Source organism: Roseivivax sp. THAF30 (assembly GCF_009363575.1).
Lineage (GTDB): Bacteria > Pseudomonadota > Alphaproteobacteria > Rhodobacterales > Rhodobacteraceae > Roseivivax > Roseivivax halotolerans.
This window is the reverse complement of the sequence record NZ_CP045389.1, coordinates 2,403,809-2,430,399: the sequence shown is the minus strand read 5'-3', so window position 1 is coordinate 2,430,399 and position 26,591 is coordinate 2,403,809. Positions and strand designations below refer to the sequence as shown.

At 64.7% G+C, this 26,591-nt stretch carries 27 protein-coding genes; 15 read left to right on the top strand and 12 right to left on the bottom strand.

Features of this window, described 5'->3' with window-relative positions; genetic code table 11:
• The first annotated feature begins 14 nt into the window (after positions 1–14).
• The 5 genes from FIU91_RS11795 (at position 15) to FIU91_RS11775 (ending at position 4,852) form a co-directional block, all read left to right on the top strand.
• On the top strand, positions 15–776 hold the full coding sequence (locus tag FIU91_RS11795) for a GNAT family N-acetyltransferase (protein ID WP_152462595.1): 762 nt from the start codon (positions 15–17) through the stop codon (positions 774–776).
• Positions 773–1,609: a 1-acyl-sn-glycerol-3-phosphate acyltransferase gene (locus tag FIU91_RS11790; protein ID WP_254701953.1), complete on the top strand. Its 837-nt coding sequence runs from the start codon at positions 773–775 to the stop codon at positions 1,607–1,609. The genes FIU91_RS11795 and FIU91_RS11790 overlap by 4 nt, the downstream gene beginning before the upstream one ends.
• 55 nt (positions 1,610–1,664) lie before the next feature.
• Positions 1,665–2,120, top strand: a complete 456-nt coding sequence (ccmE, locus tag FIU91_RS11785; RefSeq protein WP_093010034.1) for a cytochrome c maturation protein CcmE — start codon at positions 1,665–1,667, stop codon at positions 2,118–2,120.
• Between the two features lie 100 nt (positions 2,121–2,220).
• The gene (locus FIU91_RS11780; protein ID WP_152462594.1) at positions 2,221–3,558 is read left to right on the top strand and encodes a serine hydrolase; all 1,338 of its coding nucleotides are present in this window, start codon (positions 2,221–2,223) and stop codon (positions 3,556–3,558) included.
• 37 nt (positions 3,559–3,595) lie between these two features.
• Positions 3,596–4,852, top strand: a complete 1,257-nt coding sequence (locus FIU91_RS11775; RefSeq protein WP_152462593.1) for an MFS transporter — start codon at positions 3,596–3,598, stop codon at positions 4,850–4,852.
• Here FIU91_RS11775 and eno read toward each other — a convergent pair.
• The 6 genes from eno to FIU91_RS11745 all read right to left on the bottom strand — a co-directional run bounded on the left by eno (position 4,849) and on the right by FIU91_RS11745 (position 11,307).
• On the bottom strand, positions 4,849–6,126 hold the full coding sequence (gene eno / locus FIU91_RS11770; RefSeq protein ID WP_152462592.1) for a phosphopyruvate hydratase: 1,278 nt from the start codon (positions 6,124–6,126) through the stop codon (positions 4,849–4,851). The two genes, FIU91_RS11775 and eno, sit on opposite strands and share 4 nt — an antisense overlap.
• A 79-nt stretch (positions 6,127–6,205) precedes the next feature.
• Positions 6,206–7,102 carry a DMT family transporter gene (locus FIU91_RS11765; RefSeq protein ID WP_152462591.1) on the bottom strand — a complete coding sequence of 299 codons (897 nt, stop codon included), beginning with the start codon at positions 7,100–7,102 and terminating at the stop codon, positions 6,206–6,208.
• A gap of 60 nt (positions 7,103–7,162) precedes the next feature.
• The gene (locus FIU91_RS11760; protein WP_152462590.1) at positions 7,163–8,038 is read right to left on the bottom strand and encodes a DMT family transporter; all 876 of its coding nucleotides are present in this window, start codon (positions 8,036–8,038) and stop codon (positions 7,163–7,165) included.
• A gap of 10 nt (positions 8,039–8,048) precedes the next feature.
• Complete coding sequence (locus tag FIU91_RS11755; protein ID WP_152462589.1) at positions 8,049–8,843, bottom strand: tellurite resistance TerB family protein; 795 nt, start codon at positions 8,841–8,843, stop codon at positions 8,049–8,051.
• Positions 8,844–8,913: 70 nt separating this feature from the next.
• Positions 8,914–9,876, bottom strand: a complete 963-nt coding sequence (locus tag FIU91_RS11750; protein ID WP_172974997.1) for a CorA family divalent cation transporter — start codon at positions 9,874–9,876, stop codon at positions 8,914–8,916.
• A 12-nt stretch (positions 9,877–9,888) separates the two neighbouring features.
• On the bottom strand, positions 9,889–11,307 hold the full coding sequence (locus FIU91_RS11745) for a YdiU family protein (RefSeq protein ID WP_152462587.1): 1,419 nt from the start codon (positions 11,305–11,307) through the stop codon (positions 9,889–9,891).
• 99 nt (positions 11,308–11,406) lie between these two features.
• Between FIU91_RS11745 and FIU91_RS11740 the strand changes: the two genes are divergently transcribed.
• Positions 11,407–11,946, top strand: coding sequence for a CBS domain-containing protein (locus FIU91_RS11740; RefSeq protein ID WP_093010025.1), 540 nt, complete (start codon positions 11,407–11,409; stop codon positions 11,944–11,946).
• A 4-nt stretch (positions 11,947–11,950) separates the two neighbouring features.
• Here FIU91_RS11740 and FIU91_RS11735 read toward each other — a convergent pair whose 3' ends face one another.
• The 3 genes from FIU91_RS11735 to FIU91_RS11725 form a co-directional block, all read right to left on the bottom strand.
• Positions 11,951–12,400 (bottom strand): N-acetyltransferase, encoded by a 450-nt coding sequence (locus FIU91_RS11735; RefSeq protein WP_093010024.1) that lies wholly within the window; start codon positions 12,398–12,400, stop codon positions 11,951–11,953.
• A 95-nt stretch (positions 12,401–12,495) separates the two neighbouring features.
• On the bottom strand, positions 12,496–13,110 hold the full coding sequence (locus FIU91_RS11730; protein ID WP_152462586.1) for a glutathione S-transferase family protein: 615 nt from the start codon (positions 13,108–13,110) through the stop codon (positions 12,496–12,498).
• Complete coding sequence (locus FIU91_RS11725) at positions 13,107–14,048, bottom strand: nucleoside hydrolase (protein ID WP_152462585.1); 942 nt, start codon at positions 14,046–14,048, stop codon at positions 13,107–13,109. Before FIU91_RS11725 ends, FIU91_RS11730 begins: the two co-directional genes overlap by 4 nt.
• 217 nt (positions 14,049–14,265) lie before the next feature.
• Here FIU91_RS11725 and zwf point away from each other — a divergent pair, with 217 nt between their 5' ends.
• From zwf to FIU91_RS19690, 4 genes are all read left to right on the top strand, one after another.
• Positions 14,266–15,717 carry a glucose-6-phosphate dehydrogenase gene (gene zwf, locus FIU91_RS11720; RefSeq protein WP_152462584.1) on the top strand — a complete coding sequence of 484 codons (1,452 nt, stop codon included), beginning with the start codon at positions 14,266–14,268 and terminating at the stop codon, positions 15,715–15,717.
• A gap of 65 nt (positions 15,718–15,782) precedes the next feature.
• On the top strand, positions 15,783–16,454 hold the full coding sequence (gene pgl, locus FIU91_RS11715) for a 6-phosphogluconolactonase (protein WP_152462583.1): 672 nt from the start codon (positions 15,783–15,785) through the stop codon (positions 16,452–16,454).
• A gap of 4 nt (positions 16,455–16,458) precedes the next feature.
• Positions 16,459–18,042, top strand: coding sequence for a glucose-6-phosphate isomerase (pgi, locus tag FIU91_RS11710; protein ID WP_152462582.1), 1,584 nt, complete (start codon positions 16,459–16,461; stop codon positions 18,040–18,042).
• A gap of 134 nt (positions 18,043–18,176) precedes the next feature.
• Positions 18,177–18,845 (top strand): PRC-barrel domain-containing protein, encoded by a 669-nt coding sequence (locus FIU91_RS19690; protein ID WP_254701952.1) that lies wholly within the window; start codon positions 18,177–18,179, stop codon positions 18,843–18,845.
• Positions 18,846–18,896: 51 nt separating this feature from the next.
• Here FIU91_RS19690 and FIU91_RS11700 read toward each other — a convergent pair whose 3' ends face one another.
• Positions 18,897–19,313 carry a cupin domain-containing protein gene (locus tag FIU91_RS11700; protein WP_152462581.1) on the bottom strand — a complete coding sequence of 139 codons (417 nt, stop codon included), beginning with the start codon at positions 19,311–19,313 and terminating at the stop codon, positions 18,897–18,899.
• 107 nt (positions 19,314–19,420) lie between these two features.
• Here FIU91_RS11700 and FIU91_RS11695 point away from each other — a divergent pair, with 107 nt between their 5' ends.
• The 5 genes from FIU91_RS11695 to FIU91_RS11675 all read left to right on the top strand — a co-directional run bounded on the left by FIU91_RS11695 (position 19,421) and on the right by FIU91_RS11675 (position 23,945).
• A complete protein-coding gene (locus tag FIU91_RS11695) occupies positions 19,421–20,044 on the top strand; it encodes a holin-associated N-acetylmuramidase (protein WP_152462580.1) in 624 nt (207 codons plus the stop codon).
• Positions 20,035–20,571, top strand: coding sequence for a holin family protein (locus FIU91_RS11690; protein ID WP_152462579.1), 537 nt, complete (start codon positions 20,035–20,037; stop codon positions 20,569–20,571). The genes FIU91_RS11695 and FIU91_RS11690 overlap by 10 nt, the downstream gene beginning before the upstream one ends.
• Positions 20,572–20,644: 73 nt before the next feature.
• Positions 20,645–22,609: a heme lyase CcmF/NrfE family subunit gene (locus FIU91_RS11685; RefSeq protein WP_152462578.1), complete on the top strand. Its 1,965-nt coding sequence runs from the start codon at positions 20,645–20,647 to the stop codon at positions 22,607–22,609.
• Complete coding sequence (locus FIU91_RS11680) at positions 22,606–23,085, top strand: cytochrome c-type biogenesis protein (protein WP_093010014.1); 480 nt, start codon at positions 22,606–22,608, stop codon at positions 23,083–23,085. The genes FIU91_RS11685 and FIU91_RS11680 overlap by 4 nt, the downstream gene beginning before the upstream one ends.
• Positions 23,086–23,168: 83 nt before the next feature.
• Positions 23,169–23,945: an enoyl-CoA hydratase-related protein gene (locus FIU91_RS11675; RefSeq protein WP_152462577.1), complete on the top strand. Its 777-nt coding sequence runs from the start codon at positions 23,169–23,171 to the stop codon at positions 23,943–23,945.
• A 4-nt stretch (positions 23,946–23,949) separates the two neighbouring features.
• Here FIU91_RS11675 and FIU91_RS11670 read toward each other — a convergent pair whose 3' ends face one another.
• Both FIU91_RS11670 and FIU91_RS11665 read right to left on the bottom strand, forming a co-directional pair.
• Positions 23,950–24,201, bottom strand: coding sequence for a hypothetical protein (locus FIU91_RS11670; protein ID WP_152462576.1), 252 nt, complete (start codon positions 24,199–24,201; stop codon positions 23,950–23,952).
• A 158-nt stretch (positions 24,202–24,359) separates the two neighbouring features.
• The gene (locus tag FIU91_RS11665) at positions 24,360–26,495 is read right to left on the bottom strand and encodes a hypothetical protein (RefSeq protein ID WP_152462575.1); all 2,136 of its coding nucleotides are present in this window, start codon (positions 26,493–26,495) and stop codon (positions 24,360–24,362) included.
• Positions 26,496–26,591: the final 96 nt, after the last annotated feature.

Here is a 26,591-nt window from a genome sequence, read left to right as displayed (position 1 = left end):
CAGTTCATCTCGCGATGTTCAAGACCGCTCCTCAGTTCCGCGTGGCCCTTGCCGAGAGCGAGGCCGATCTTCGTGCCGCGCAGCGCTTGCGCTACGAGGTGTTCGTCGAGGAGTTGGGCGGATCGGGCGCGATGATCGATCACGCGGCGCGGCTCGAGATGGACCGGTTCGATCCGATCTTCGACCACCTTCTGCTGTTCGACGATGCGCGTCCCGCAGATCCCGTGGTCGGCGTCTACCGTCTCTTGCCCGACACGCAGGCCCGCGAGATCGGCCAGTTCTATTCCGAGGACGAGTACGACCTCTCGCCGCTCCATGCCTCGGGGCGCCGGTTGATGGAGCTCGGGCGCTCGTGCCTGCACCGCGATTATCGCGGCGGGCCTGGGATGATGCATCTCTGGCAGGGGCTTGCCGATTATGTGGAGCGTCACGGCATCGAGATCCTTTTCGGCGTTGCCTCCTTTCATGGCACCGATACCTCGGCGCTGGCTCAGCCGCTGTCCAATCTTCACTACAATCACCTCGCACCCGAAGTGCTGCGTGTGCGCTCCCGTGCGTTCGAGCGGATGGATCTGGTTCCTCAAGACGCGCTGGACCGGCCACGGGCCGTGCGAGAGACCCCGGCGCTCATCAAGGGCTATCTGCGGCTCGGCGGTGCGGTAGGCGAGGGCGCGTTCGTGGACCGCGCATTCAATACCGTCGATGTCTGCCTCGTGATGGACACAGCGACGCTCGAGCCGATGCGGCGGGCGATTTACGCCAAGGGTCGCGCGTGAGCACCTGGCACGGTGCACCCGAGCCGCCGCAGCCGATCTTCGGACCAAGCGACTGGCTCAGGATCGCGCTGCGCGGCGCCCCGATGGGCTGCGTCGTCTTTGGCGGGCTGGCGCTGACGCTGGTTCTGCGCCTCATCGAGCGTCCGCTTTTCGGCATGCGTCGGCCGGTGACGCCCTCAATCACGCGCGGCGTGTGTCAAGCCTCGCTCGCGATCCTCGGGATCAAGGTCGTGCGCGAGGGCACGCCTTTGCAAGAGCCCGGCGCGATGGTGGCCAACCATGCGTCCTGGCTCGATATTTTCGTGCTGAACGCCGCGACAAACCTCTATTTCGTCTCGAAGGCCGAGGTTGCGGGCTGGCCGGGGATTGGTTGGCTCGCCCGGGCAACGGGCACCGTTTTCATCGAGCGCGATCGCCGTCATGCCGCAGCGCAGGCCAGGCTTTTCGAGGCGCGGCTCCGCCACGGGCATCGTCTGCTCTTCTTTCCCGAAGGCACGTCCACGGACGGGATGCGGGTGCTGCCCTTCAAGACGACACTGTTCGAAGCGTTCCGCACCGAGGGGCTGAGCGAGCGGATGCATTTGCAATCCGTCGCGGTCATCTACCACGCCCCTCAAACGGCGCGGCCTGACTTCTACGGATGGTGGGGCGAGATGAATTTCGGACCTCACCTTCTACGGATGCTCGCGGCGAAGTCGCACGGCTCCGTCACGCTTGTCTTCGCACCGCCCATCGCCGTTGGGGATTTCGCGGATCGCAAAGCGCTCGCCCGGCATCTCGAGGCCGAATTGCGCGCCCGGCACGAGGCAGCCCTGCGGCAGGAGCGCCTCTAGGCGCGGTCCGCCCGATCGATTATATCTTTGCTGACACCCTTATCTCCGAGGTGACATGGCCCTTACGTCGCTCAAGAAGAAACGCCGCATCCAGATCGTGGCCCTGACAGCCGTGGCGCTGGTGATCTCCACCGCGCTCATCGGCTATGCCATGCGCGACGGGATCAACTTCTTCCGCTCGCCGAGCCAGGTCGCCGAAGAGCCGCCCGCGCCGAACGAGGTGTTTCGCATCGGCGGGCTTGTCGAGGAGGGCAGCCTCGTGCGCGGGCAGGGGGAGACGATTTCCTTCCGCGTCACCGATGGCGGTGCCAGCGTGCCCGTCACCTATACCGGCGTGCTGCCTGACCTGTTCGAAGAGAACCAGGGCATGGTCGGCACCGGGCGCTATGTGAATGGCACCTTCGAGGCGAGCGAGATCCTTGCCAAGCACGACGAGACCTATATGCCCAAAGAGGTGGTCGACGCGCTGAAAGAGCAGGGTGTCTACCAGGAAAGCGCGCCCGAGAGCTGAGGGCCGGGCAGGAGCGGTCTCGGTAACGCCGCGGAAGGCTGGAAGCCGTCCTCTGGCTCGCGCAGTCTGGTCCCGCACGTAGCGGGAAAGGCTCAATCTGATGTTCAGGAAAATCTTTGCCGGGGTGATTGGCGTCATCGTCGTCGCGGCTGTCGGGCTCATCGGGTTCCTTTTGGTCGCGCCGCCGGACCTTCTGCGGGTCGGCACGAACTATTCCGCGAAGATCGTCTGTTCCAACGTCTTCCTCGCCGGTCGCGATGCGGGCGAGGTGCTGGCCGAAGACGTGCAGGCGCCGGGCCACCCTCTGCTGCGGCACATCTCCGTCACCGTAGATGAAGACGAGCGTGCCGTCGACGCGCGCCTGTTCCGGTTCTTCGCACCCGCGCGCTCGGAGTATCGGCCGGGGCTTGGTTGCACCAATGTTCACGGCGCGGCGCTCAGCGATGCCGAGTTCGAACCCGTAACCGCTGACGCTCAAGGGCTCTGGCCCGAAGGCAACGAGGTCGCGCCCTCGCAGGATGCCGAGATAGACGCCGTTCTGTCGGACGGGGCGCTGCTCGGCCCTGGGTACCGCGCGGTTGTCGTCGTGCGCGGCGGCCGGATCGTCGGAGAGACATATGCCGAAGGATTCGACGCCGAGACGCCGCTTCTTGGCTGGTCGATGACCAAGACCGTGACCGCCGGCTTGATCGGCACGCTGATCGCGTCGGGAGAGATGACGCGCGACGGCGATCTCACGGGCAGTTTCCCGGCCTGGTCCGAAGACGACCGGTCGGCGATCACCGTCGAAGACATGCTGGCGATGTCGAGCGGGCTCGAATGGAACGAAGGATACGGCAACGTCACCGACGTGACCTCGATGCTCTACCTGACCGATGACATGGCCGGTTACGCCTCGAACAAGCCGCTCGCGGCTGAGATCGGCGCGGAGTTCACCTATTCTTCCGGCACCTCGACGATGCTGTCGCGCCGCTGGCAGGACGTTGTGGGAGACGACAGCCTCTCTTATCCGCGCGACGCGCTTTTCGGCCCCCTCGGCATGAGTTCGGCCGTGATGGAGACCGATGCCGAAGATACCTATGTCGGCTCGAGCTACATGTACGCGACCGCGCGTGACTGGGCCCGGTTCGGCCAATTCCTTCTGCAGGATGGTTCCTGGGGCGGCGCGCGGCTTCTGCCGGAAGGGTTCACGGATTGGATGGAAGCGCCTGTCGCCGCGTCCGAGGGACGCTACGGACAGGGACATCTCTGGCTCGAAGGGGCCCGGAACGGCGCGCAGTTCGCAGACGCGTTCTGGATGCGCGGTCATGACGGGCAATCGGTCGGCATCTTCCCGTCTGAAGACATGGTGATCGTGCGGCTTGGCCTTACGCCGTCAGACCTCGGCTATTCGGCCCTGCCGCTGGCCGAGGCATTGATCGCCGCCTTCGAAGGCTGATAGGAGGCGGGCGACCACAACCGCCAGCTTCCGTGTCATGGTACGCAGCCTTCTTCCTCTGACGGCCCTCTTGATGGGGTCCGCGTTCCTCCTCTTTGCCGGTGGCCTCAACGGGTTGATCCTGCCGGTCCGGGGTGAGGCGGAAGGCTTCACAGCGGCTTCGCTCGGCCTGCTCGGCACAGGCTGGGCCATTGGATATGTCGCGGGCTGTCTCGGTACGCCGAGACTCGTGGCGCGGGTCGGCCACATCCGGTCTTTTGGCGCGATGTGCGCGATTGCCGCCATCGCGGTCTTGCTGTCGCTGCTCCTCATTACGCCTTGGGTCTGGATCCCGGTGCGGGCCTTGTCGGGCTTTTGTTTCGCGGGCGCGGCCATGATCGTCGAGAGCTGGCTGAACGAGCGCGCCGAGGCGGGCTCTCGCGGGCGGATCTTCGGCGTCTACACGATGGTGAACCTCTTCGCCTCCACCGCCGGACAGATGTCGCTGACTCTCGGCGATGCGTCCGGTTACGTCTTCTTCGTGATCGCCGCGATGGTCTATTGTCTCGCGCTTCTGCCGACCGCGATGAGCGCGACGATGACGCCGAAACCGCTGACGCAGGTCTCGCTCAATCTTCGCGCGCTCTGGCGCAATTCGCCGGTCGCGGTCTTCTCGGTCTTCATGATCGGCATCGCGAATGCCTCGTTCGGCACGCTCGCGGCGGTCTACGGCGCACGGATCGGCTTGTCGCTGTCCGATATCGCACTCTTCGCGAGCATTCCGATCCTGGCGGGCGCGGTGGCACAGGTCCCGGTCGGATACCTTTCGGACAAGTTCGAGCGGCGCAAGGTGCTGATCGGAGTGGCCCTCGTCGCGGTTCTGGCGGACGGGCTCTTCATCATGGCTGGAGAGCCGGGGCGCACCTTGGTCCTCGCGCTCGTTGCGCTCTTCGGGGCGAGTGTCTTCGCGATGTACCCGGTGATCGTCGCCCATGCCAACGACCACGCCGAGCCCGGATCGTTCATCCAGGTCAGCGGCGGGCTGCTTCTGGTGTTCGGCCTGGGGTCGATTCTTGGGCCAACCCTCGCGGGCTACGCTATGACGGCTTACGGCGCGGCGACACTCTTTGCCGTGATCGGGGTCGCGCATTTCCTGCTGATCGTCTTCGCGATCCTGCGGCTCAGAACGACGGCGGCCGTGCCGAAGGCGCAGAAGACCGATTTCCAGGCGGGTCCGCTTGCGCGGTCCCAGACCCCGGAAACCCTTGCCCTGGCGGCCGATCCAGAGACCGGCCAGCCAGAAAGCACGCCTTAGCGCTTCAGGATCGAGCGGCCGGCATAGATCGCCGTCTCGCCGAGCGCTTCCTCGATGCGGATGAGTTGGTTGTACTTAGCCAGCCGGTCCGAGCGCGCGAGGCTGCCCGTCTTGATCTGTCCGCAATTCGTCGCCACCGCGAGATCGGCGATGGTCGCGTCCTCGGTCTCGCCCGAGCGGTGGGACATCACGTTGGTATAGCGGGCGCGGTGAGCCATATCGACCGCCGCCAGCGTCTCGGTGAGCGATCCGATCTGGTTCACCTTGACCAGCATCGAGTTGGCGACGCCCCGCGAGATCCCGTCCGCAAGGCGTGTCGGGTTCGTCACGAAAAGATCGTCGCCGACGAGCTGGACGCGGTCGCCGAGCTTGTCCGTGAGGATCTTCCAGCCGTCCCAATCGTCCTCCGAGCAGCCGTCCTCGATGGAAATGATCGGATACTCGTCGCAGAGCTTGGCGAGGTAATCGACGTTCTCTTCGGGGGTGAGGGAAAGGCCTTCGCCCTTCATCTCGTACTTGCCGTCCCTGAAATATTCCGTCGAGGCGGCGTCGAGCGCGAGATACATGTCCTCGCCCGGCTTGTAGCCCGCCTTCTCGATGGATTTGAGGATGAAATCGAGCGCATCGCGCGTGCCCTTCAGCTCAGGCGCGAAGCCGCCCTCGTCGCCGAGACCCGTGGACATCCCCGCAGAAGAGAGCTCTTTCTTCAGCGTGTGGAAAACTTCGGAGCCCATGCGGACCGCCTCGCGGATCGAGGTCGCGGCGACCGGCATGATCATGAATTCCTGGATGTCGATCGGGTTGTCGGCGTGCTCGCCGCCGTTGATGATGTTCATCATCGGCACCGGCAGAACGCGCGCCGAGGTGCCGCCCACGTAGCGATAGAGCGGCTGCTCGGTGTAATCGGCTGCGGCTTTCGCGACCGCGAGAGAGACGCCGAGGATCGCGTTCGCGCCGAGCCGGCCCTTGTTGTCGGTGCCGTCGAGCTCGATCATCGTCTGATCAATGCTGACCTGTTCGGTCGCGTCCATGCCCAGAAGCTCTTCGGCAATCTCGCCGTTGACCGAGGCGACGGCGTCCATCACGCCCTTGCCCTTGTAGCGGGCGGCATCGCCGTCGCGCCGCTCTACCGCCTCGTAGGCGCCGGTCGACGCACCCGAGGGGACCGCGGCGCGGCCCATCGTGCCGTCCTCGAGCGTGACGTCGACCTCGACGGTCGGGTTGCCGCGGCTGTCGAGGATCTCTCGGGCGAAGATGTCGATGATGATGCTCATGGGTGAGCTCCTGTCCCTTGTCGCATGTCGTTGCCTTCGACCTATACCAGCCTGCCGCGCGCTGTAAACGCGGGCGCGCTCAGTGATAGCGGGCTTCGCGCCTTCGCGCCTCGATCCGGCCCAGACGGCGCTCGCGCAGGAACGTGTAGAGCCCCGAGCCGATGATGAGCGCCGCGCCGAGATAGGTGGCAAGGTCCGGCCTCTCACCGAAGATCGTGACGCCGATGAGAAGCGCGAAGAGCATGCGAGAGAAGCGGAAGGGCGTGACCACCGACACTTCGCCCGTGCGCGAGGCCGAGGTGATCGCGTAATAGGCCAGCATTCCGGTCAGGACCGCGCCTGCCAGAAGGAGCGTCAGCCGCCCGTCCGGCCAGACCGGCGCCTCGCCCGATGCGAGGATCAGGATGAGGCCCGTCGGGATGAGGCTCAGGAACCCGTACGCGGCCAGTTGAAGATGCGGGATGCCTTTCGGGACCGCCCGCGCCGCGAGGTCTCGCGCCGCGAGCCCGAACACAGCCAGCACCGCCCAGAGCGCATTGGGGTCGAAGACCTGAAGACCCGGACGGATGATGATGAGCACCCCCATGAGGCCCGCGAGGATCGCGGACCAGCGCCGCCAGCCGACTGCCTCGCCGAAGAAGATCGCCGCGCCGAGAGTCACGACGAGCGGCATCGCCTGCGCGATGGCAGAGGCGGTCGAGAGCGGGATCGTGGTGATCGCCGTGACGAACCCGATCGTGCCCGCGATTTCGGAGAGATTTCGAAGCATGACCGGGCGCGTGAGAAGATCGCCTGTCAGCAGCCGGATGCCGCGCCGCCGGGTGATCGCCCAGAAGACCGCACCGCCCACACATCCGATCACGATCAGGATCTGACCCGTTGGCATGTCCGTCGCGGCGGTTTTGATGAAGGCGTCCTCGACCGCGAACCCCGCCATGGCGAGGATCATCAGGAGCGCGCCGCGCACATTGTCCATGAGGGCTCCGCTAAGTTGCGTCCTCGGGCTAACCCGCTTTCGACGGCTTGGCCAGTAGCCTCACATCCGCGCGCGCCGCTTCGGCCGGGCGAGATAGATTGCGAGCGCGCCGACCACGATAGCCCCCCCGGTGAGCATTCGGGAGGTCGGCGCTTCGCCGGTCCCGATCCAGACCCAGAGCGGCCCGAGCACCGTCTCGAGAAGCATCAGAAGGCTCACATTGGCCGCCGCGGTGTAGCGTGACGCCAACGACAGCGAGAAGAACGAGATTGGCAGGATGAGAAGCGCGGTCAGGAGGATCGCGGGCACGTTTCCCACAGGCATCTGCGCCGGGCCGGTGACCGAGATCCCGATCATCCCGGCGCAGAGCGCGCCCAGCCCCATCGCCAGAAGGATCGGCACCTCGCCGTGAAAGCGCAGCGTCGTGAAGTTGAGCGCCAGAACGAAGGCGACCCCGACACCGCAGAGCGCGCCGAGCGCCGCACCAGGCGAGACGGCGAGATCGCCCTTGCCGGTCACGGCGATGGCGATGCCCGCGAGCACGACGCCGATGGTGATCCATGTCGCCCGGCCCGTCGTCTCTCCGTAGAGGAACCGTGACAGGAGCGCGGACCAGACCGGCGCGGTTGCCACGCCGATCAGCATGACCGCCACCGGGGCAAGCGCGATGCCGGTCGGGAAGAGCATCGCATTCAGAACCTGCGCGCCCACGATGGTCAGACCCGCGCCGGTGCCGAGCATCGCGATGTCGCGCGCGCGGTTCCCGCTGGTCAAAGCCCACGCGATCAGGAAGAGCGCGCCCATGGAGGTGCCGCGCCAGGAGACCATCTGCATCCCGTCCATGCCCGAGAGGCGCATGAAGAGTGCGTCGGGCGACAGGACCAGCGCGCCGAAGGCAGCCAGCCCGATCCCGAAGGCCGGGGGTCTGGAGGTCATGCAGGCTGGCTCAGACGTAGAGCGGCTTGTTGCCCATCTGGACATGCAGCGCGTTCACCGTGGGCTCGTCGAGCCCCAGCGCCTGCGCCAGCCGGTCTAGATATTCGGCTTCCTCATCCGTATCGACGCGGATCGTCATCAGCGAAGCGGAGTAGACCGGCATCTTCTGCGATTCAGGCGTGGCGTCGGCGAGGCCCTTGATGTCGATGGGAGCCTCGAGCTCGGCCTTGATGAAGGCGAGGTCTTCCTCGGTCGCATCGTCACCCACAAGCTCGAGGATCTTCGCCTTCTCCTCGGCATCGATATGACCGTCGGCCTTGGCCGCCTGGATCATCGCGCGCAGCATGAGGCCGGCGCTCTTTTCGAGCTCGGGCGCGGATTTCTCCATGTTGAACTGGTCGAGGAGGGCGCCCGCGCCCTTGCCGCCCATCGCCGCCGCGCCGCCGGCCGCTGCCAGCATGCCCGCGAAGCCACCGCCGCCCGTCGACGGCATCGAAGACAGAAGGCCCTTCTGCGCGCCGCCTTGCGCCGCCTGGTTTCCTTGCCCGCCCATCATCGAGGACAAATCGAAGCCCGCCGTGCGAAGGTTCGCCAAGAGCGCCTGCATCGGGGCGGCCGCCTGGGTCGCGCCCTGCTGCATCTGGTCCGTGACCTGGCTGCCCGCTTTGGTCGCGGGATGCGCGCCCTTGATCTGTGCGCCGCCGCCGATCAGTCCTTGCAGGCCCTTGCCGCCCGACATCCGGTCGACGCCCCGCGCGGCGGCATATCCCAAGGCGACTTTGGTGAGAGTTTTCATCAGGCCCATGGCTTAGCTCCTGTTCGAGGCGTTTGAGTGAGAGGGTTGCACAAAAGAGGTGGCAGCGCAGCCCATAAGGTTAGAATAGTCGGAAGGCGCGAAGGACAAGGAAGACCCCGCCTCCGAGCGCGATACTGCCGAGGGTCAGAAGCGCAAAGGCCGAGGGCGTCTCGACGCCGGGCATGCCCGCGACGTTGACGCCGAAAAGCCCGGTCAGGAACCCCATCGGCAGAAAGACCGCCGCGACGATGGAGAGGGCGTAAGAGTTCTTGGCAAGCCGCAGGTTGCGGGCCTGATCGAGATGATCGTTGAGCGCTTCGAGCCTGTCACGGGTCGATTGCACTTCCTCGACGGCGCGGTCGGCGCGGTTCGCGATCTCTTCCAGATCCTCGCGCGCCTCAGGTCCGATCAGGCTCATGTCGGGCCGTGCCAGGCGTGCAAGCGCCTGCGCCTGCGGTCCGAGAAAGCGGCTGAGACGGATGACCGTGCGGCGCATCTCGGGCAATTCCTTCGAGGACGGGTCGCGGTCGTCGAGGAAAAGGATGTCCTCCAGCGTATCGACACGGTTTTCGAGCGCGACGCCATTTTCCTCGATCCGGCTTGTGAAGTTCTCGGCCAGCGCGACGAGCAGCATGTCGGCACTGGCGGGCAGGTGACCGGCCTTGCCGCGCGCCTCGAGATCCTGCGCGGCGAAGACGCGGCGCCGGCGCACGGTCACGAACAGCGTCTTGGACGCCCAGATCCGAAGCGCGACCATGTCGTCGCGATCCTCGCCCTCGTTAAGGTTCAACCCGCGCAGCACAGCGATCACCCCACCATCATGCGCCAGTGCGCGCGGTCGGGTTTCGGGCTGGACGAGCGCTTCGGCGGCGCGCTCGGGCAGGTTGGCGAATAGCCAGTCTTCGAGCGCGGGATCGCCTAGATCGAGATGAATCCAGCGCAGCGCGCCTTCGGGCTGCGGTGTGAGCGGATCGGCGGGCTTGGTGCTGCCATCCTTCGCGATATCAAAAGCGCAGACAGGCTGAATCGTGCTTGGTGACAAGCGCATTCCCCCTCAGGTGCCGCAGAAGGTTGCCGGGACAACCTCGTCCGGCAATGGAGCGCGAGCCAGATCCTCCGCCTCGGACTGATCGTCGAACGGACGAGCAAGCACGGCGTTCATGCGGTGGAAGGGCGCATCGTCGCCCGCAACGGCCGAGGCGATCATCGCTTCGATCCGGTGGTTGCGGGGGATGAAGGCGGGATTTGTGCGGCGCATCAGGGCTTCGGGCTCGGTCTCATCCGCGATCCGCTCCTGCCAGCGCTTTGCCCAGCCGTCGAAGGCGGCGCGATCCATGAACTCGTCGCTTCCTGCGCCTCGGGAGAGCGCGCGGAAGGTGTTGGTGAAATCGGCCTGGTTCTCCTGCATGAGCGTCAGAAGCTCGGCAACCAGCATCTTGTCCTCGGCGCGCGGCTCGGCGATGCCGATCTTGGCGGCGAAGCGCGCCTCCCATTCGGCGCGGATGAGATCGGGCATGGCATGCACTTGGTCGGTGAAGCGTTTGACCGCCGCTTCCTGATCCTCGCACAGCGGCACAAGCGCCGTCGCGAGCTGCGCCATGTTCCAGACGATGATATCGGCCTGGCTCGCATAGGCGTAGCGCCCCATCCGGTCGATCGAGGAGAAGACCCGGTCCGGGTGATAATCGTCCATGAAAGCGCAGGGGCCGTAATCGATAGTCTCGCCCGAGAGCGTGCAATTGTCGGTGTTCATGACGCCGTGGATGAAGCCGACGCTCATCCATTGCGCGACAAGGGCTGCCTGTTTCGCGATCACACGATCCAGAAGATCGTGCGGATCGGCGGCGTCCGGGTAATGCCGTGCGACGGTGTAATCGTAAAGCGCGCGGAGCGCGTCGTAGTCGCGGCGGGCGGCAAAGATCTGGAACGTGCCGACGCGGATATGACTCGTCGCAACGCGCGTCAGGACCGCACCGGGAAGGGGGCCTTCGCGAAGGATGTTCTCGCCGGTGCGGACCGCCGCCAGTGCCCGCGTGGTCGGCACGCCAAGCGCATGCATCGCCTCGGAGACCACGTATTCGCGCAAAACCGGCCCGAGCCAGGCGCGTCCGTCGCCCATCCGGCTATAGGGCGTGCGGCCCGATCCCTTGAGCTGAATATCTCGGCGGATGCCGGATTTGTCGACGACCTCGCCCAGAAGCAGCGCGCGACCGTCGCCGAGCTGCGGGTTGAACGTGCCGAACTGGTGGCCCGCGTAAAGCTGCGCGAGGGGCTCTGCGCCCTCCGGGTTTTCGTTGCCGCCGAAGATGCGCGCCAGCGTCTCGTGATCGGCCTCGCCGATGCCGAGCTCGGCGGCCAATTCGCTGTTGAAGGCGACAAGCGACGGCTCGGTGACCGGCGTCGCATCGAGCCGGGTGTAGAAGCCATCGGGCAGGCGGGCGTAGGAATTATCGAAGGGGATCGCGAAGGTCATAGCAGGGATATAGGCCGGGCATTGCAGCTTCGCAAAGGGTTGGCTCTTTGGCGGGGCACGCTAGCTCCTTGAATTGACCGAGAAAGAAGGAGATCCCTCATGGCTGCGACGGACCGTGTCGGAATGGCGATCAAGGATCGTCCGGAATTCAAGAGCAAACCCAAGCCCCTGACCATGCCCGAAGGCGAAACCGTTCTCGCCGCGGTGAAGGCGATGAACGAGAAGAATTACGGCTCGGTGATGATCGTGGACGAGGGCAACAAGGTGATCGGCGTGGTGACCGAGCGCGACGTCATGCGAAAGATCGTCGGGTCCGAGAAGAACGCGGCCGAGGTCAAGCTCTCCGAGATCATGACCCGCGATCCGCGCGTGGCGAAAGAGGATGACGATCTCATCGACTGGCTTCGCATCATGTCGAACGAGCGCTTCCGCCGCCTTCCGGTCGTGGATGCCGAGGGACGGATCAAAATGGTCTTCACGCAAGGCGATTTCGTCAGCTACACGTGGCCGGATCTCATCTACCAGGCCAAGGAGCTGGCCAAGGCGAGCGTCGGCAGGAACTACCCCGTCTGGATGATCGGGGGCGGGATCATGCTCTACTCGATCCTCATGGTGATCGTCGTCGCTTCGATGAGCTGACCGCTCAACGTAAGATGCGCGACATGAACACGTAACCGTCGCGCGTCTTGAACCGGGCGCGGGAATAGAAGTTTTGCGCCTGGTCGTCCGATTGCGCCACCTCGAGATGCAGAGCGTGGACGCCCGCATCCTTCAGCGCCTTGGCGATTTCGTTGAGCGCCTCGCCGCCCATGCCGCGGCGGCGCACTGCGGGGCGCACGTAAACCTCGTCGACGATGGCGTCGAGCCCGCCGAACTCGACCGACCAGCCGAAGGTGATGACGATATAGCCCACCGGGGCCTTGCGCGGCCCCACGAGCCAGATTGCCCCGTGCGGCGAGCCGTCGAGGAGCGGCGCGATCGCCTGCGCCTGATGTTCGGCATCGGTGCCGAAGCCCATTTCGGTATGGAACGCCGCGACGAGAGGCAGAAGCTTTTCCGCGTCGCCGGGACTGGCAAGATGAAGCGATTTCATGGGGGCCCTTCCTGCGCGCCGCTTTGCGCCGTGCACTAGGCCATTCGCCCCGTCTGCGAAAGGGGGCGACCCTGTGATCGGCGAAGCCCCGCGGCTCAGGCGGGAAAGAGCGCCTCGGGCCGCGTCTCGACCGGCAGATCGCGCATCCTTGTCAGCCATGCCGCCATCGCGGCAGACGGGGTCTGCCCCGCCTTCTCGACCCACTGGACATAGCCCCAAACCGCGCAATCGGCGATACCCGGCGCGTCGCCGTGGAAGAACGGCGCATCGCCGAGCAGAAGATCGAAGCGGTCGCGATCCACAGCGAAGCGGCCCTCGAGCCACGCGACAGCGCCGGGCGGGAAGGGGGCCGCTCCGGTCCTGCGCGCTTCGATCAGCTGCGGCAGGCACATGCCGATCCGGTTGGCTTCCCAGAACAGCACCTCCCGCGCGCGGCGCATCCCCGCCGCGTTGTTTCCGCCCAGGCCGGTCAGACGCTCTCCAAGGTCGAGCAGGATCGCACCCGATTGAACATGCGGCGCACCGTCGATCATCAGACAGGGCACTTCGGCGGCAGGACTGGCGGCAAGAAACGCCGCATCCCGCGTCTCGCGTGGAGCCCAGATGTCGATGCGACTGGTCTCGTGCGCTTGGCCCGCAAGTCGCAGCGCCAGCGCGACCTTGCACGCATGGCCCGAATCCGGATGTCCATAGAGAAGAAAGCCGCTCATAGCCGACCAATCCGCCCCGTCAGCAGCGCGAAGAACCCGTCCGCATCGAGATCGCCCATGAATGTGGCGTTCGGCGGTCGGCCGGAGACGCCCCACCAATCGGCGACCGTCATGCCGAGTGTCAGCTCGGAGGTGATCTCGATCTCCACGTTGATGTGGCGTCCCGAGAAAAGTTCGGGCTTGATGAGATAGGCGGTCACACACGGATCATGCAGCGGCGCACCTTCGGAGCCGTATTTCTCCTTGTCGAACCTCTCGAAGAAATCGGTCATCTCGGCGACCGCGATCCCGGCCGGGGTGCCGAGCGCACGGAAGGCGTCGTTCCGGGGCTTGGTAACCAGCGCCTTGTGCGTGACGTCGAGCGGCATGACGGTGATCGGCGCACCGCAGCCGAAGACCTGTTTCGCCGCCTCGGGGTCCACGTAGATGTTGAATTCGGCGGCCGGGGTGATGTTGCCCACCTCGAAATAGGCCCCGCCCATGAGCACGATCTCCTTGATGCGCGGGCCGATGTCGGGCGCGCGGTCCAGTGCGGTCGCGATATTGGTCAGCGGCCCGAGCGGGCAGAGCGTGACGCTGCCTTCGGGTTCCTCGCGAAGCGTGTCGATGATGAAATCGACCGCATGCCGGTCCTGAAGCGGCATGGTCGGCTCGGGCAGGGTGGGGCCGTCGAGACCCGTCTTGCCATGCACATGCTCTGCGGTCACGAGATCGCGGCCAAGCGGGCGGTCGCACCCTGCGAAGATGCGGGTGTCCGGTTTGCCCGCGAGTTCGCAGACGATGCGCGCGTTCTTCGTGGTCAGCTCCAGCGGCACGTTGCCCGCGACCGTGGTGATACCGAGCACTTCGATCTCTTCGGGAGAGGCCAGCGCGAGCAGGATCGCGACCGCGTCGTCCTGGCCGGGATCGGTGTCGATGATGATCTTGCGCGGCGCCATGCGTATCTCCGGTCGGTATTGTCGCAATGTGGTGGCATGGCCCGTCTCGGACGGCAAGCGCGTCAAGGCATTAGACAGAGCGGCTAAGTTGGGCTAACCCGTCAGCGCGCTTGCGTTAGCGCTAACTAAATCGCGTCCTTTTCGGTCAGGGCATTGCGAATAGACGCATCTGCCGGGCAGGAAGGGCACAAGACAGGACGAATCGGAGCAACGGTCCATGGTATCCCGCGTCATCCCGGTCGACAGGTTCGACCTCGTCATCTTCGGCGGCACCGGCGATCTGGCCCGCCGCAAGATCCTGCCAGGTCTTTTCCGCCGATATTGTGCCGGACAGGTTCCGCCCGAGGCCAAGATCATCGGCGCCGCGCGCTCTGAAATGAGCGTCGAGGAATTCCGCGAGATGGTGCGCGCCTCGATCGAGGAATTCGGATCGACCCCGCACGAGCCCGGTCAGCTTTCGAGCTTTCTCGAGCGTGTTCATTACGAAGCCGTGGATGCGACAGGCGATGATGGCTGGGAGGCGCTCAAGAGCCATCTGCGCGACGACACGATCCGCGCTTTCTATTTTTCGGTCGGCCCGTCGCTGTTCGGCGCGATCGCAGAGCGGCTTCGCGACAAAGGTCTTGCCGACGCGGAAAGCCGGATCGTGGTGGAAAAGCCTTTCGGTCACGATCTGACCTCGGCCAAAAGCCTGAACGCAACGCTCGCCCAGCATTTTGACGAGACGCAGATCTACCGGATCGACCATTATCTCGGGAAGGAGACGGTGCAGAACCTCATGGCCGTCCGTTTCGGCAACATGCTGTTCGAGCCGTTGTGGAATTCCCAATACGTCGACCACATCCAGATCACCGTGGCCGAGACCGTGGGTGTCGGCGGGCGCGGATCCTATTACGACAAGTCCGGCGCGATGCGGGACATGGTGCAGAACCACCTGATGCAGCTTCTGTGCCTCATCGCGATGGAACCGCCCGCGAAATTCGACCCCGACGCGGTTCGGGACGAAAAGCTCAAGGTGATCCGCGCGCTCGATCCGGTGGAACCGCACCACATGGTGCGCGGCCAATATGCCGCCGGCGGGGACGAAGAGGGCTACCGCGTACACGTCGAGAACGAGAAGTCGCGCACGGAAAGCTTCGTCGCGATGCGTGTGAATATCTCGAACTGGCGCTGGGCAGGCACGCCCTTTTACCTGCGTACGGGCAAGCGGCTGCGCGCACGAACCTCCGAGATCGCGGTCGTTTTCAAGGATGCGCCGCATTCGATCTTCGGCGCGGATGCCGGACGGCACCGGAACGTTCTGTCGATCCGGTTGCAGCCGAACGAGGGCATGACCCTCGACGTGACGATCAAGGAACCGGGCCCCGGTGGCATGCGCCTTGTGGACGTGCCACTCGACATGACCTTTGCCGACGCGCTCGGCCCCGATACCGAGGCGGTGCCCGACGCTTACGAACGGCTCATCATGGACGTGATCCGGGGCAACCAGACGCTGTTCATGCGCGGCGACGAGGTGGAGGCCGCCTGGGCCTGGACCGATCCGATCATCGAGGGATGGGAGGCGCGCGGCGACGTGCCGAAACCCTATGATCCGGGTGGGCCGGGGCCAGAGGATAGCCTCATGCTCCTGCATCGTGACGGCCGGCGCTGGCGCGAGATCAAGGCATGACGAGGGCCGGTGCGGGCTGTTAGCCTCACCGCGACGTAGACACCGGTTCGGACGGAGAAAGGCCAATGGAGTTCATCAGCTATCCCGACCGCGAGGCGCTCGCGATCAACCTGGCCAACAAGATTGCCGGCGAGCTGCGCTCGGCGCTGTCGCAAGCCGAGCGCGTGACCTTTGCCGTGCCCGGCGGCACCTCCCCGGGGCCCGTTTTCGACGATCTCTGTTCGGTGCAGCTCGACTGGTCGCGGGTCGACGTGATGCTGACAGACGAGCGCTGGGTACCCGAGGACAGCGAGCGTTCGAACACGCGGCTTCTGCGCGAGCGATTGCTGGTGGAGAAGGCCGCCGAAGCGCGGCTCCTGCCGATGTACATGCCCTGCCAGACACCGGAAGAGCGTCTGGACGAAATCGCCGAGATCATCGCGCCCGAGTTGCCGCTGTCGGTCGTGCTTCTGGGAATGGGCGCTGACATGCACACGGCATCGCTTTTTCCCGGCGCGGACCGGCTGGAGGATGCGCTCGACAAACGCGCACCGATCCTGATGCCGATGCGGGCCGAAGGTGCGCCCGAGCCGCGCGTGACGCTGACCGCGCCCGTGCTCAATGGTGCGCTGTCGAAACACATCCTGATCTTCGGACAGGAAAAGCGCGAGGCGCTGGAACGGGCGCGCGGGCTGTCGCCCTCTGAGGCTCCGATCAAGGCCGTCCTTGGCGGCGCAACCGTGCACTGGGCGGAGTAAAGCCATGTTCGAAGACTTGCAGGCACTGGCGAGAAAGATCGAAGATCGCCGGATAGAGGGCCTTTTCGCCGAAAATCCGAACCGTGCCGAGGAGTTCAGCCTCAAGGCCGCGGGCATGCTCTTTGATTATTCCAAGACGCAGGCGGACGAGCAGATCCGCGCCGCGCTTCTGAACCTTGCAAGCGCGCGCGGCGTCGAGACGCGCCGCACGGCGATGTTCACCGGCGAGCCAATCAACGAGACCGAGGGCAGGGCGGTTCTGCACACGGCGCTACGCAATCTCTCCGGCAGCCCGGTGCACGTCGATGGCGTGGACGTCATGCCCGAGGTTCTGGCAACGCTCGAGCGGATGGAAGCGCTCGCGGAGGAGCTGCGCGGCGCATCCGTGACCGACGTCGTCAATATCGGCATCGGCGGCTCCGATCTCGGCCCGGCAATGGCCTACACGGCGCTGTCGCCCTATGCGGACGGCCCGCGCTGTCATTTCGTCTCGAACGTAGACGGCGCGGATATCGCTGATACCTTGCGCGGGCTCGACCCCGAGACGACGATGTTCATCGTCGCGTCCAAGACCTTCACCACGATTGAGACCATGACCAATGCCCGCACCGCGCGGGCCTGGCTGATGGATCGCGGCGTGGAGCCCGAGACGCGTTTCGTCGCGCTGTCCTCGAACAAGGAAAAGGCCGCCGAGTGGGGCATCCCCGAGGCGCGTGTTTTCGGTTTCGGCGACTGGGTCGGCGGGCGTTATTCGATGTGGGGGCCGATCGGGCTGTCCCTGATGATCGCCATCGGCCCCAAGGCGTTCCGCTCCTTCCTGAGCGGCGCGGAGGAGATGGACCGCCACTTCCAGTCGGCGCAACTGCACGAGAACATGCCGGTGCTCCTCGCGCTTATCGGCATCTGGCACAACCAGGTGCTCGGGCACCCGACCCGCGCCGTGCTGCCCTATGACGACCGGCTCGCCCGGCTTCCGGCCTACCTTCAGCAGCTCGAGATGGAGAGCAACGGCAAGTCCGTCGCGATGGACGGAACGCCGCTGCCCTACAACAGCGGTCCCGTCGTCTGGGGAGAGCCCGGCACCAACGGGCAGCATGCCTTCTATCAACTGATCCACCAGGGCACACGCGTGATCCCTTGCGAATTCATGGTCGCCGCGAAAGGGCACGAACCCGAGCTCGGGCACCATCACGACCTTCTGCTCGCCAATTGCCTCGCGCAGTCCGAGGCGCTCATGCGCGGGCGCAGTATCGAGGACGCGCGAGAGACCGTCGCCGGCAAATTCGAGGGCGCTGAGCTCGAGCGGCAGGCGCGTCATCGCGTGTTCCCCGGGAACCGGCCGTCGACGACGCTGATCTACGGTCAGCTCACGCCCGAGACGCTCGGCAAGATTGTCGCGCTCTACGAGCACCGGGTCTTCGTCGAGGGCGTGATCCTCCGCATCAACTCCTTCGATCAGTGGGGAGTGGAGCTTGGCAAGGAGCTGGCCTCCTCGCTCGGACCTGTTGTGACCGGGGAGCGATCCGCCGAGGACAAGGATGGCTCCACCCGGCAATTGATCGAATTCGCGTCGCTTTACCGCGACTGACGCATGATCCGCGCGAACGCGTGAGGCCGCTCACTGTTCCGTGAATTTCGTGAGTATTTTTTGCTCAATAAGTGGAACGCCGCTCCCGATTTCGTGTTCTTTGCCCAGATGCACGAGATTGAAAGGAGTATCTCATGACACGTCTTATGACGTCCGCACTCGCCCTGACGATGGTTGCGGGCACCGCGTTCGCCCAGGAATCCGACGACAACTTGGACGACGCCGCTCAGAATGCCGAGCAGGCGGTCGAGAACGCGGGTGAAGCGACCGAAAACGCCGCTGAGGACGCGGCCCAAGCGACCGAGAACGCAGCTGAAGATGCCGCGCAGGCAACTGAAAACGCTGCGGAAGATGCCGCTCAGGCGACCGAGAACGCCGCTGAGAACACCGAGCAGGCGGCCGAGAACGCCGGTGACGAGATCTCCGAAGAGACAGCCGAGATGACCGGCAACGCCGAGGACGCGCAGCTCATCCGCACACGCGACATCACCGACGGGCCCGTCTACTCGGTCAACTCCGAAGAGGGCGTCGAGAACTTCGGCGCAGAGACCTATGAAGAGGTCGGCTCCGACTGGAACCAGATCGGCACCATTGAAGACGTGGTCCTGACGCGCAGCGGTGAATTTCGCGGGCTCGTGATCGAGGTCGGTGGCTTCCTCGATCTTGGCGACAAGCACATTTTCATGGAAATCGACGATGTGCAGCTCGTGCCCGTCGATGACCGCAGCTACGCGCTCGCCATCGGCCAGAGCGAAGAGCAGCTGGAAGAGATGGAAGGCGTCGATGAAGGCTTCTGGAACTAAGGTTCCACGTCTCTCACGTTATCAAGGCCGGGCCCAAGCGCCCGGCCTTTTTCATGCGCCAGGTATGTCGAACCCTTCCGGTGCCAACTCGAACCCTTCGAAGCGGAAACCGGGCGATACCGTGCAGCCGACCAGCGTCCAGTCCCCGGTGGACCGCGCCGATTGCCACGCCCCTTGCGGCACGATGATCTGCGGGCGCTGGCCGGTCTCGAAATCGGACCCCAGCGTGAACTCGGTGACCGGGCCCTGATCGGTGTCGGCGATCTTCAGCGCCGCGCCGGCATAGAAGTGCCAGATCTCGGCGGCATCGACGCGGTGCCAATGGCTCACCTCGTCTCCTTTGAGAAGGAAATAGATCGCCGTGCCCGAGGCGCGTTCCTCTCCGGGCCCTTCCCAGGTCTGCCTGTAATGTCCGCCTTCGGGATGTGGCTCCAGCCCCAGAAGCGTAATGATTTCATCCGCGTGCATGTCGCCATCCCCTGATCCGTGCCGGCTGCGAACGCCGATGGAGCCCGCTATTAACCCGTTCGCGCGAGCTTTGCCACCTCACTATCCAGAGGCAAGAGGCAAATCCGATGAGCTCATCCAAGTCCGACGTCCGGCGCATCGCCGAAGAGATCGTGGCGCGTGAAGGCGGCTACGTGAACGATCCGGACGATCCCGGCGGCGCAACGAAGTATGGCGTCACCCTTCACACGATGCGCCGGCTCGGCCGCGATCTCGATGGCGATGGCCGTGTCGGGGTGTCGGATGTGAAGGCGCTGAGCCGCGCCGAGGCGACGGAGATCTTCCTGCAGCACTATTTCCACGCCCCAGGCATCGCGAACCTGCCAGAGCCATTACAGGCAAGCGTCTTCGACATGCAGGTGAATGCCGGGTCCAATGCGATCAAGATCCTCCAGCGACTTCTCTGCGAGATGGGCTGGCGCGTGGCGGTGGATGGGGCGCTTGGCCCCGAAACCTGCGGCGCGGCGCGCGAGGCCCATGACCAGGCGGGTGCCTATTTCATCGATGCCTACGGAATCGCGCGGCGCAACTACTATTTTGCGCTGGCGGACCGCCGCCCGGCCTCGCGCAAATACGCCCGGACCCGCGCTGGCGGGAAGGGCGGCTGGATCTCGCGGGCGGAAGAGTTCATCGCGCCGCGCTATCACCTCAGCCAGCGCGACTTCGAGCGGAGGGTTGCGGCATGGGGGTGATGGAGCTGCTGTTCGGCACCGGCCGGAACGTCGTCGCGGAAACCGTCGAGGTGTTTCGCGCCAATGCCGAAGGCGAAGCGGAACGCGGGCAGGCCCTTCGCGAGGCCGCCCTCAAGCAATTCGGCGCGGAGTTTGCTTTGCCGAGGAAAGGGGTATTCGACCAGGTGATCGACGGGCTCAACCGTGTTCCGCGCCCGGCGATGGCCCTGGGCACGATCGGGCTCTTCGTCGCGGCGCTCGTGGATCCGGTCTGGTTCGGCCAACGCATGGCGGGGATTGCACTCGTGCCAGAGCCGCTCTGGTGGCTTCTGGGCGCGATCGTGAGCTTCTATTTCGGAGCGCGTCACCAGGCGAAGGGACAGGACTTCCAGCGCGACGTCGCGCTGACTATGGCGGCCGCGCCGCGCGTGATGGCGGATATGAAGGCATTGGAGACACTTCGTGCCGCTGAGCCTGAGAGGCCCGAGAAAACGCAGCCCCTGGAACCGAATGCAGCGCTTGCCGAGTGGCGGGCCCGCGCCGGCTGAGACGCGCGACAAGTTGAACCGGGGCGGGCTGCTCCCCATTGGCCCGCCCCATTTTTCGTGCCTATAACAGGGCATGATTACAGAGCTTGGCCATTTCGCCCTGATCCTCGCGTTCCTCGTGGCGCTCGTGCAAACGGTGGTGCCGCTCGTCGGCGCGCAAAAACGGTGGAGCGGCTGGATGGCCGTGGGCGAGCCAGCGGCGACGGCGCAATTCCTGCTGGTGGCCTTCTCCTTCGGCGCGCTCGTCCATGCCTTCGTGACGTCGGATTTCTCGCTCAACCTCGTCACGCAGAACTCGCATTCGGCCAAACCGATGCTCTACAAGATCTCCGGTACCTGGGGGAACCACGAGGGCTCGATGCTGCTCTGGGTGCTGATCCTGGCATTGTTCGGGGCGATGGCCGGCTGGTTCGGCGGCAACCTGCCCGAGACGCTGAAGGCTCGTGTCCTCGCGGTGCAGGCCTCGATCGGTGTGGCGTTCTATGCCTTCATCCTTTGGACCTCGAACCCCTTCGCGCGCCTTGCCGTGCCGCCTTTCGACGGACAGGATCTCAATCCGCTCTTGCAGGATCCCGGCCTCGCCTTCCATCCGCCATTTCTCTATCTCGGCTATGTCGGTCTATCGATCTGCTTCTCCTTCGCGGTTGCCGCGCTCATTGAAGGGCGCGTCGATGCCGCATGGGGCCGCTGGGTGCGACCCTGGACGCTCGCGGCCTGGATCTTCCTGACCATCGGAATCGGCATGGGCTCCTGGTGGGCCTATTACGAGCTTGGCTGGGGCGGCTTCTGGTTCTGGGATCCGGTCGAGAACGCGTCCTTCATGCCCTGGCTTTTCGCAGCGGCGCTGCTGCATTCGGCGATCGTGGTCGAAAAGCGCGAGGCGTTGAAAGCCTGGACGATCCTTCTGGCGATCCTCGCCTTCGGCTTCTCCCTGATCGGCACGTTCATCGTGCGCTCGGGCGTGCTCACCTCGGTCCACGCGTTCGCGAACGACCCCGAGCGCGGCGTCTTCATTCTGATGATCCTCATCGCCTTCACCGGCGGCGCGCTCACGCTTTTCGCAGCGCGGGCGAGCTCGATGCAGGCCAAGGGCGTCTTCGGGATGGTCAGCCGGGAATCCGCGCTGGTGGCCAACAACATCCTGCTGGCGGTCTCCTCGCTCGTCGTTTTCGTCGGCACGATCTGGCCGCTCATCGCGGAGATGGCGTTCGACCGGAAGCTTTCGGTCGGCCCGCCGTTCTTCAACGCGGCCTTCACGCCCTTCATGCTGATCCTCGGGCTGATCCTGCCCTTTGGCGCGATGATCTCCTGGAAGCGCGGCAAGCTGGGTCGCATCGGGCGAAGCCTTCTGCCGGTGCTGCTCCTGGCCTTCGCCATCGCGGGGCTGGCCTGGGCGATGCAAACCGGACGCTCGCTGCTGGGGCCGGTCGGGCTCTTCCTCGGCGCCTGGCTCGTCGGCGGCTCGGTGGTGGATCTCTGGTCGCGTACCGGACAGTCGCGCGATCTCAAACGGCTTGCCCGCCTGCCGCGCGCCGATTGGGGAAAGAGCGTCGCACATGCGGGGCTCGGCATCCTTTTCATCGGGGTCGCGGGACTGACGGCCTGGGAGTCGGAGGACATCCGCACGGCGCAGATCGGAGAGACCTTCGATGTCGGAGCCTTCACGCTGACGCTGAATGCCGTGGATCGCGTTCAGGGGCCGAACTACGTCTCCACGATGGCGAACGTGACGCTGGCCAAGGATGGGCGCGAGGTGGCTGTTCTGACGCCCGAGAAGCGCAATTACCCGGTGGCGCGGATGCCCACGACCGAGGCTGCGATCGACTACCGCTTCCTGCGCGATGTCTACGTTGTGATCGGCGACCGTCAGGATGACGGCGGCTGGGTCGTTCGGACATATATCAAGCCCCTCGCAAACTGGATCTGGGCGGGCTGCCTCATCATGTCTCTCGGCGGCGCGCTCAGCCTCACGGACCGGCGTTTCCGCGTGGCCGCCGGGGCGAAGAAGACCTCTCGGTCTGCGGTGCCGGCGGAATGAGGGTCGCACGCTCATTCACCCTTGCGGCCGTCTTCGCGGCGTCTCTGACATCGACCCTGCCGGCAGTGCAGCCCGATGAAGTGCTCGACGATCCGGCACTCGAAGCGCGGGCGAGGGAGATTTCCGAAGGTCTGCGCTGCCTGGTCTGCCGCAACGAATCCATCGACGAATCCAACGCTTCGCTCGCGCGGGATCTGCGTCTGCTCGTGCGCGAGCGGCTGGAAGCTGGCGATACCGACGAGGAAGTCGTCGACTTCATCGTGGAGCGGTACGGTGAATTCGTTCTCCTGAACCCGCAGGCCGATGGCTGGAACTGGCTGCTCTGGGGTGCGGGCCCGCTCATGGGGCTGATCGCCCTTGGTCTTGGCCTCGGCTATTTGCGCGGCCGCTCTCGCGCCGAGGCGCAGGCGGAAGCGGGACTGAGCGACGCAGAGCAAGCCCGCCTCCGTGAACTTCTGGACGGCGACAGCCGCTGATCCGCCCTCCCGTGACGCCGCGTTGCGCTTTGCCTTTCCCCGCGGGCGCGTGTTTGATGCGCGCGACAAGGAGGACAGGGCTCATGCAATACGAAACGCTTTCCTATGAGGTCGCAGACGGGGTGGCTGTCGTCACCATGAACCGTCCCGACGTGATGAACGCGCTCAACACCCAGATGCGCGCCGAGATCACCCATGCCGTCAAGCGCGGCGGAGAGGAGGCGCGCTGCGTCGTCCTGACCGGCACGGGCCGGGCCTTCTGTTCGGGTCAGGATCTTGGAGATCGGTCCAATGCCGCCAACCTCGATCTCGAACGCACGCTTCGCGACGAATACGTGCCGATGCTGCGTGCGATCGTGGACAGCCCGGTCCCGACGATCTCGGCGGTCAACGGGGCGGCAGCGGGGGCAGGGGCCAATCTTGCTCTCGTTGCCGATGTGGTCATCGCCACCGAAAGCGCCTTCTTCAGCCAGGCCTTCACGCGGATCGGGCTCATCCCCGATGCGGGCGGCACCTGGGCACTGCCGCGGCAGATGGGGCTCGCCAAGGCGATGGGCGCGGCGCTATTCGCTGAGAAGATATCCGCGCGGCAGGCTGACCAATGGGGCATGATCTGGGAAGCGGTTGCGGATGATGAGTTCGACGCCCATTGGCGCGCGCGGGCGGCGCATCTCGCCAAGGGGCCGACCGCGGCGTTTCAGAAGGTCAAACAGGCCATGCATGCGAGCTTCGAGAACGATCTCGAGGAACAACTCGCACTCGAGGCGAAGCTGCAGGGTGAATGCGGCCAGACCCGCGACTTCAAAGAGGGTGTGCTCGCCTTCCTCGAAAAGCGCCCCGCTTCCTTCGAGGGGCGCTGATCGCTCAGAACCGATAGGTGATGCCGCATCCCGCGACGGTCGCGAGCCCGTCGCGGAGCGAGGCGTCGCCCGGTCCGCGGACATCGGCCATCTCCTTGGCGACACCGGCCAGCAGCGTCACGCCGCACGCTTCCAATGGATCCAGACCGTCGGCCTGTCCGATTTCCGTGATCGCCCGTCCGGCGAGGAAATGCGCCCGCTTGTCGTCTTCGGGCAATGCCATGAGGCCGAAGGCAAGGAAAACCAGCTGTTCCATTCCGCAAACTCCACTGACTGCCCCGAGCGCGGAATAACAGAATGTAATGGTTAAGCGGATTGTAATCTTAACAATGGGTTAACGGCGCCTCTGGTTCGCCGAAACGATCGCGCCCGGAGCAGGAGCCCCGGGCGCGCTGTCTTGGGCAGGAGTTTGGATTACGCGTATTCGTACGCGTCCTCGTCCTCGCTCTCTGCCTCGGCATTGGCGTAAGGATCGGCGTCCTCGTCCTCTTCGTCCTTGAAGAGAATGTCGTATTGGTCGCCTTCGCAATCATCCTCCGGAATGTAGCAGAGATCATCCACCGCACCGGAGCCGACGAGGTTCACGTCCATGTAGCTCACGCCTTGGGTGTTGATCTCGAGCGTTTGCTGCGAGTTGTCGCGGCCCGCGGGGATTTCGAGCGAGTTCAGAACGTTACCGTCCGCGTCGAAGAGATCGATCGTGCCGCCATGCTCCTCGACATCGAGGATGCTGAGGCTCTTGACCTCGGACGGTGTGGTGAACTCGAACGAGATCGTGCCGCCGTGGGCGTTGTCGTCCGGATCATGCGCGTCGCCATCTTCGGAGATGATGATCGCATTGCCCTGATCGGCAAAGCCAAGGTCGTAGTCCCAACCGGTCGGGTTCTCGGTGTCGAAGATCATCGCATCGTCGGCCTGCGTCGCGCCAGCCTTGGTCGCGGTGATCTTGAGGTTCTCGAACGCATCGAAGGGATCGTCGCCGGCCTGCAGACCGCTGAAATCCTCGCAGATTTCCTCGCCGTCCTTGCCTTCGTCGTCGTCGCACTCCGCTTCCTCGGTGAAGGCGAGGTTGTCGATGTGGACTTGCTCGTTGGATGCCGAGAAATCCGCATCAAGCACGAGCTGCATGGTCTTCGCGCCTTCGAGCTCACCGCCCGAATAACTGATCGTCTGGCTGTCGGAGGTGATCGTCTGTCCGGTCTTGTCGCCGACCAGGGCCGTGCCCTCATCGTTCACCTGGAACGTGTCGAGCAGAACCCATTCGTGGCCGTCCTTGAGAACCCAGACCTCGAGGCTGTCTTCCATCCAGCCGTTATTCTCGAAGTAATGCGCGTTCGGCGTAGAGGCGTCGAAGGAGATCGTGGTGTCGTTCGGCGTCTCGACCGTATCGAACCAGAGATTGCCGTCCTTGCAGCCATCGGCGACGAGCTTGCCGTCTTCGGCATACCATTTACCGGCATGTTGTACGCTTTCGGCGTGGCTGACGTAACGGATGCCGTCGAAATCGTCTTCCGCGATCACGACGTCTTCGTCGTCGCAATCATCGCCGTCACCGTCGATGATAACCTCGTTCTTCGCGACGATCTCGACATTGTCGATCCCGACATATTCGTTGCTCGCCGTGAAGTCGGAGACGAGACGAAGCTGTGCGCTTTCGCTGACGCCGTCGACCTCGTAGGTCAGGGTGTTGCCATGGTTGCCGAAGGTCTGACCCGTCTCGGAGCCGACCATCGCCGTGCCCTTGTCGTTCACGGTGAAGACATCGAGCGTTTGCCAGGAGCCGTCATCGAGCTTGACCTGAACCTCGAACGTGTCCTTCGAATGGCCTGAATTCTCGAAGCAGGCCGCATTCCAGGTCATGGCGTCGAAGGAAATGGTAACGCCGGAATTCGCCGCGACTTCCTCAAAAACGAGCTTGCCGTCCCGGCAGCCGTCGGTCCACGCCTTGTTGTCCCAGATGTACCAGCCATCGTTGCCCACGATGTCGTCGCTGTCTTCGGGGCGGTGGATGTGGTTGAAGTCCTCGGAGACCGCCACTTCCTCGACGATTTCCGTGGTGGTGGCGCCATCGTCGAAATCGCCGGAGGGATTGCCGACAAGCGCTTGGCCGTTGCCCGTATCGCTGTTCACGACGACGGTGACGTTCGTCAGGTCGAGATCCGCGAGCGTGATCGCGTCGATGCCTGAGCCGAACTTGGGCTCGATCGTGAACATCACGGGCGCTTCGGTGTAGCCGGCGGTGCTGTCGGGCGCATTGCCGAACTGGATGCCGACATCGTAGTCGCCCTGGACGGTCGCGCCGTTGTCGAGATGGTCGACACTGTTGGCCTGAGTGTCGAAGCCGGTGATCGGTACCGAGTTTTCACGCGGCCATATATCGATCTGATCCGCGAGCGCGTCGTTCTGAAGGTTCAGGAACAGCCCGTCGATATCGACATCGGCTGACGGATTGATGAGACGCACGACGAGCTTGTTGCCGTCCTCGACCACTTCGAGGTCAATGGTCGGATCGCATCCGAGCGTCACGATAACAGTTTCACCAGTTGCCATATTCGTTACTCCGGCGGTTGAGGAAAGCCTCGCCAGACATGGCCTCAAGCTTGCGATATGTGGCAAGAAAAAGGTGGTGAAACGCCAGATTAACGC